Annotated in this window: 6 protein-coding genes and 1 pseudogene; 4 read left to right on the top strand and 3 right to left on the bottom strand. The window is 59.1% G+C overall.

The genetic code is table 11. The features are described 5' to 3' along the window. The first annotated feature begins 266 nt into the window (after positions 1–266). On the top strand, positions 267–608 hold the full coding sequence (locus tag GNZ12_RS13615) for a hypothetical protein (RefSeq protein WP_172310815.1): 342 nt from the start codon (positions 267–269) through the stop codon (positions 606–608). Positions 609–1,314: 706 nt separating this feature from the next. On the opposite strand, the gene GNZ12_RS13620 is transcribed toward GNZ12_RS13615, so the two are convergent. Further along, positions 1,315–1,980 carry a TetR/AcrR family transcriptional regulator gene (locus GNZ12_RS13620; RefSeq protein ID WP_172310816.1) on the bottom strand — a complete coding sequence of 222 codons (666 nt, stop codon included), beginning with the start codon at positions 1,978–1,980 and terminating at the stop codon, positions 1,315–1,317. A 152-nt stretch (positions 1,981–2,132) separates the two neighbouring features. Here GNZ12_RS13620 and GNZ12_RS13625 point away from each other — a divergent pair, with 152 nt between their 5' ends. Further along, a complete protein-coding gene (locus tag GNZ12_RS13625) occupies positions 2,133–3,374 on the top strand; it encodes an NADH:flavin oxidoreductase/NADH oxidase family protein (protein ID WP_172310817.1) in 1,242 nt (413 codons plus the stop codon). A 167-nt stretch (positions 3,375–3,541) separates the two neighbouring features. On the opposite strand, the gene GNZ12_RS13630 is transcribed toward GNZ12_RS13625, so the two are convergent. Continuing rightward, the gene (locus GNZ12_RS13630; RefSeq protein WP_235993721.1) at positions 3,542–3,937 is read right to left on the bottom strand and encodes a cupin domain-containing protein; all 396 of its coding nucleotides are present in this window, start codon (positions 3,935–3,937) and stop codon (positions 3,542–3,544) included. A 232-nt stretch (positions 3,938–4,169) separates the two neighbouring features. Between GNZ12_RS13630 and GNZ12_RS13635 the strand changes: the two genes are divergently transcribed. Then, positions 4,170–5,033 (top strand): AraC family transcriptional regulator, encoded by an 864-nt coding sequence (locus tag GNZ12_RS13635; RefSeq protein ID WP_172310818.1) that lies wholly within the window; start codon positions 4,170–4,172, stop codon positions 5,031–5,033. A 58-nt stretch (positions 5,034–5,091) separates the two neighbouring features. After that, positions 5,092–5,247: pseudogene (locus tag GNZ12_RS44330) on the top strand (LysR family transcriptional regulator); the annotation flags it as partial. A gap of 195 nt (positions 5,248–5,442) precedes the next feature. Here GNZ12_RS44330 and GNZ12_RS13640 read toward each other — a convergent pair. Beyond that, positions 5,443–6,000 (bottom strand): substrate binding domain-containing protein (locus GNZ12_RS13640; RefSeq protein ID WP_216673206.1); only part of this gene is annotated, 558 nt, incomplete at its 5' end.

The following is a 6,000-nucleotide window of genomic DNA, read 5'->3' on the forward strand; positions in this document are numbered from 1 at the left end:
TGTGGCCACCACGGCTGCCGTCGACCACACGTCCGTCAGACAGGCCGAATACGAACGTGCGGCCAGCCATGGAGCGCTGACGGTCGGCGGTGTGCCGCCAGCTAAAGCACGAATTGAACAACCGGGAATGACTCGGACGGAAATCGTATTCACACGAGGCGCCTTTTGGTTTTGAAGGCGGATGTAAACGCTAGAATCGCGGTTCGCCAGACCCAGGGTAGGAGTCTGGAACCAATGCATAACTGGGAAGTAGTGAGGAATATGATATGGAGAAAGGTAGGCTTATTACAATCGCTTTCACCATCGTCGCGGCGTCCTTAGCTGGTTGCGCGAGCATGGCCGAAAAAAACGCGGATCAGTGCGAGCATATGATGCAAAGCAAAGCAGAACCCGCGCTCGTTTCGGTGAGCGAAAAGCAGCCGTCGCCTGACGGCCGCTCCGTGCTGGTAACTGGCATGGTCGAAGACCAGCGCTTAAATACTGTCGTCCCTGCAAAAGTGGAATGCCGGTTCGACGGCAAGTCGCTAGCAGCCTTTCATTGGCTAGCTCCCGCCACGTTGGCGGATTCAGATGACACGCATGCCAACGCCGGAAACATGGCGCATTAGACAAAGCGAAGGTGCAACGACTCGTGGCACTGGCACCAATACTAAATAAATCGCCCCCCAGTTTCTGCACGTTCTCCGTCACGCGCAATGGCCGGGTGCCGCGCGTCGACCAAGATGAGGTCTCTCATCGAGACTGTCGCGCCACAGTCCGGCGCGCGCTGCTGACGAACAGCGCAACCCGCGCGTTCGGCCGGGCAGGGGAGCACACGTTTCGATATCCCAGCACCAGCAGTGAGTTGGTTCTCATGTCTTGGGGGAACCGTTTCGCCCGAAGTCGGAGTCTTTGCGCTTTCATGATGCGATTCTCCCTAACGTTTCGCAGCGCTGCTTCGTTGAACCGGATTGTGACACCCGATCGTCCGTCTCGATGGCTTCGCAACTGACGGCGCAGGCATGGTTCAGAAAGCGGGCGTTGTTGTCGGCAGGGATACAGTTGATCACACGGCCATCAGACAGGCTTAACACGAATTTGTGGCCAAACTCGGAGCGTTGTCGCTCGGCAGCGCCGACCTCTGATTCGTCGACGATCGTGGACGGCCTGGGTCATTTCTCCACCATATTCTCGCTACGTCGTCCGGGGGGGCACTGATTGGACGCTCGACCCGCAGATTGGTGCGCTGCTTACTACGCCTACCCGCCTCTATGCGCCACGCGCAAATCACAACTGCCGCACAGTAAAAGCGCGCATGTCTGGCAAGCAACGGCGCTAGAGCCGACCGGCTTCCATAAGCGTCAGCATCTGGACGGCCCCATCACCTGCGCATTCGGCGATCTCTTCCTCACTGGGGCTTTTTACGCCGAACAACGCATCGTCGAAAAGCCTGGCTTTTAGGAGTGCCGCGAAGGTTGCTGCGGCGCCGAACTTATTTCTTACTTTCCAGCCCGTGACAGGCAGCCATCGGTCAAGGTAGCTCGTGAACAGCGAGTCGCGCGTGCCAGTCACCTCCTCGCGATAGCGGCGGGCCAGTTCGGGGAAGCGAGGAGCATCTCGCGTGACGACGCGATAAAGGGCCAACTGTTCTTCCGAAAGAGCGTGTCGTAGGTACTCGCTACCCGCGATCGGCAACGCGATGGGCGGAGGTTCGTTGAACCAGCCAGGCTCCTCAGCCTCAGCTGTTCCTTGTGCGGAAACCGGCTGCGCGCCGGAGGTCGAGCAGGCCGCCTGCATCACGGCGCTGAACAGGTCGTCCTTGCTCTCGAAGTGGCGGTAGAGCGTCTTGATCGAAACGCCGGCTTCAGCAGCGATGCGGTTGACCGAGCTTTCCGCATAGCCATTTTCGAGGAAGGCCCGCAGCGCAGCGTCGACGATCATCGCGCGCTTGCGCGACATCAACGCGGCCTTCGGATTGTCGTCCGACCAGGTCTTGACCATAAGTGTCCCCCTTTTATGTGCTTGACGGATGATACGACAGCGATCACTATCCTACAAACGACAGCGATCGATGTCGTTTGTGTGCCGGGTCGATTTTGCCTTGCAGGGAAAGGGCTCGGTTTTCATGTGACTGTTTCCTGATGGACATTTAAATGAATAACCCTCTTTCACAATCTTTGCGGCTACCGGGCGGCGCGATTCTCGCAAACCGCCTCGCCAAGGCAGCCATGAGCGAAGGCATGGCCGATGCCAACAATCATTCGACGCCGCGCCTCGAAGCGTTGTACCGGCGCTGGGCGCGTTCTGGCGCCGGGCTGCTTCTCTCCGGCAATATTCAGGTTGATCGGTGGCACCTCGAGCGTCCGGGCAATATCGTTATCGTTGACGATAGCGGACAGGAGCAACTGGCGCGGCTCGCCGCTGCGGGAACGTCAGAAGGCGCGCATTTCTGGGCTCAACTCAGTCATACCGGACGACAGGTGCAAGACGCGATCAATGCGTCGCCGCTCGCGCCGTCGTCCGTCGACATCGATGTGATGCGGGGCGCCGGCTTTTCGTTTGCCACGCCGCGTGAAATGACCGAAGAGCAGATCCAGCAGGCCATCGAGCAATTCGCCTTCGCGGCCGGGAAAGTCCGCGAGGCCGGATTCACTGGTGTCTCGCTGCATGGGGCGCACGGTTACCTGATCTCGCAGTTCCTTAGCCCGCTTGCCAACAAGCGCGCAGACCGCTGGGGAGGTTCGCTTGAAAATCGCTCCCGTTTCGTGCTCGAGGTGCTGGCTGCGGTTCGGTCTGCGGTTGGTCCCGGCTTTCCGGTTGCGTTGAAGCTCAATTCATCTGATTTTCAGAAGGGCGGGTTCACCAATGCCGAGTGCATCGAACTCGTGAAGAAGCTCAACGATTCTTCGCTCGACCTGCTCGAGCTATCGGGCGGTTCGCTCGAGCAGCCGAAGATCGCCGGCCTCACGCTAAAGGACGAGGGAGAGGACGCGCCGCGCGAAAGTACCGTCAAGCGCGAGGCATTTTTTGTGGAATTTGCCGCCTCCGTTCGTGCCGCGGCGAAGATGCCGGTGATGGTGGTCGGTGGGTTTCGCACGACGGCAGCTATGATCGAATCGCTGGAGCGCGGTGAACTGGATGTCATCGGGCTCGGCCGTCCGATCATTGCCGATCCTGAAGTTCCGAAGCGCATTCTCTCTGGTGAAGTTGATCATGCGTCCAGTCCCGAAGCTGCGCTCCATCCGTTTCATCTTCTGCCATGGAACAACATGCAGCTTGAGCGTCTGGCAGACGGGCTCGACCCGGATCTGTCGCTGGATGGCGCCGATGCCGTGGCGCAATTCACGGAGCTCGAGACTCGCAACATGACCGTACTACTGCAGCATCGCGCTTAAGCCATTGTCCGATCTGGAGCCACCGGTTTTCCGTATCGCGACATCATCAAGTGGTGCGTGAAACTTGCATCGCGTTTTTCTGCGGAGTTGCAGCATCGCCCGAACGCCGCCTTGCATCAAGGGGCGTTCGGGGATACCGCTAAGACAGACTTGGTCAGGCAGCGCTGCTATTTGTACTCGACCAACACTTCGCGGTATGGCTTGCTACCCTCGTTGCGTGCTTTGTGCGTCGCAGGAACCTTGGCGCCCTTGCCGATCTCGGACAGCACTTCCAGATAGCCGTTCTCGCATCTGAGTGAGTAAATCGCGCCCGTCGGCACTTCGAAGATGCCGAGGTCCCCGCCGTTTTCGTCAAAGATATGCAAGGGCGCGCCTTCGATCGCGTACCACATGTATGAAAGCGCGTGGGTATGTACCGGCGTTTCCTCGCCTGGGGCGAGAACGAAATTCCATACAATGACTTTGTCATTCTCAAATACCTTTTCACTTCCGACGCCAGCCATGATCGTCTCCTTGAGTGTGCGAATGTAGCGAGAGGCATCCTGCATTGCAGCAAACGCCATTCACGTTCGGACTTCAAAACGTGTTGGCCGACCGCTGAGCCGCACTTCGATAGCTGCGGTGCAAGAGAGCCTGTACGCAGAGTAGGCGAATGTCCCACTTGTAGTGGTCCCGGCCGTATGCAGGCTTGTCACAGACGATGCCGATTTATCATTCCGGATGGTGCTTTTTGCGCGAAACGGCCGAGACAGTGGGAACGCTTTGAAATCATCGGGACAGCAGGAGGCGATTACCATGTCGGAACCTTTACGAATCATTCATGGGCCGTTCGGAAGAGTGGCGTTGCTGCTGCTGGACAAAAGCATGGTCCTCCATGCGCATCGGGTTTCCCACGTCATCTTCAAGGAAGGCGGTCCTGAGATCCAGTTCGGGGTCCGCAATCGTGAGTATGTTTTGTCAGACAAGAACGTGCTACTGGTGAATGCGTGGGAGCCGCATTTCTATGAGCATCGCCCACAATCGCAGTCGACGGTGCTGCTCGCACTTTATCTGGAGCCGGATTGGTTGAGGGATGTCGACCAGCGTTTCGCGTACAGTATTCATCCCCGATTCTTTCCGAGCTCTTCCGCGTTGTTGCAGGGGCAGCTCAGCCGCCTTCATGCTGACCTGCTCGACATTCTGACCGACCGCGAGGGCCGGTCGCTTCAAGCGGTCCAAGGGCTGATCGCCGATATGATCGGTGAACTGGTTGGTATATCGCCCCAAGGGAACGCACTTTCAGCCGCCGGACTCGTTGGAGGTATCGCGTACGACATCAGGATTCGTCGTGCGATCGACGCAATGAAACAGGTGAGGGGCATTGGGCCCGACTTCGACGATCTTGCGCAAAGGGTAGGGCTATCGCGTCCGCATTTCTTCCATCTATTCCACAAGCAGACAGGCATGACGCCCGCGACTTTCAGCAGCATGCTGAGGATGGACCTGTCGATCGAAAGTGTTTCGCAGCAGGAAACGGCACTTCAGAATATCGCGCTCAATCTGGGCTTTGACTCGCCGGGAAATTTCACGCGTTTCTTTGTTCGTCAGCAAGGCGTGACACCCAGCCAATACAGACGCAGCGTTCAATATGTCCCCGGGGAAGGGCCCGACCTGGTGTGAGACGTAGCGCTGTACCGACCATGCCCGACCTCGCGTGCTCGCGGCAAATCAATTCGGAGCGCAACAATCAAGATGCAGCGTACCGGGACACCTCGTTCAACTATCGCAGAACGAAGGGTTGCCGCCACTGAATGACCTCGAAGTCGTCCTTGCCCGCAGTGCGCGGTCCGGGCGACCGCCCTGTGATTTTCTCGCTGAACAGATTCTGGCTTAATTGAGGGTTTGAACCGGTCGCTCGATGGCCGAATATCACCACATAACGGACGGCCGTTTAGAGCATCCGACCGTCTCTGATGGGGCGGTGGACTAATCGTCGTATTTCCTTCCATGCCTTGAAGGACGACGACATCGCACGGTAGCGGTCACGGCGACCCTTGAGCGCCGCATAGGCGCCCGGCGTAATACGGTATCACCCGTTTGTCGCGCCAAGCGCTTCGCCGAAGCGGGACATCCTCGCGAGCGGGCCCGTTTCCGTCGATTCGACCAGGTAGTCGAGGAAGGCCCGCACAGAGGGCGACGTGCGCCACGCGCGTTCGAAGAGCACATTCACGGGCGCAGGCGCTGTATCGTAGTCCTGAAGGATGCGACGCAGCCGGCCGCGCTCGATGTCGTTCGCCACTTGCCACGACGGGGCGCGCACGATGCCCGCACCGTCGATCGCGGCCGCGAGCACGTCGAGCGCGTTGGCCCAGAGGCGGCCTGCGATGCGGGCGGAATGACGAATGCCTGCGGACTTGAAGCGCCAATCGACGGGGCCAGGCCGGTCGGAGAAAACGAGGCAGTCGTGCAGGCGCAGCTCGTCAGGCGAGCAAGGCACGCCGCGGCGCTCGATATAAGACGGCGCGGCGCAAACGATCATGCGCACGTCGCCGAGCTTGCGTGCCACGAGCGCCGAATCGGGCAGGCGGCCCACGCGAATCGCGAGGTGGATGTCCTCCTCGACGAGATTCACGGCGCGGTCGATCAG

Source organism: Paraburkholderia solitsugae (assembly GCF_013177695.1).
Taxonomy (GTDB): domain Bacteria; phylum Pseudomonadota; class Gammaproteobacteria; order Burkholderiales; family Burkholderiaceae; genus Paraburkholderia; species Paraburkholderia solitsugae.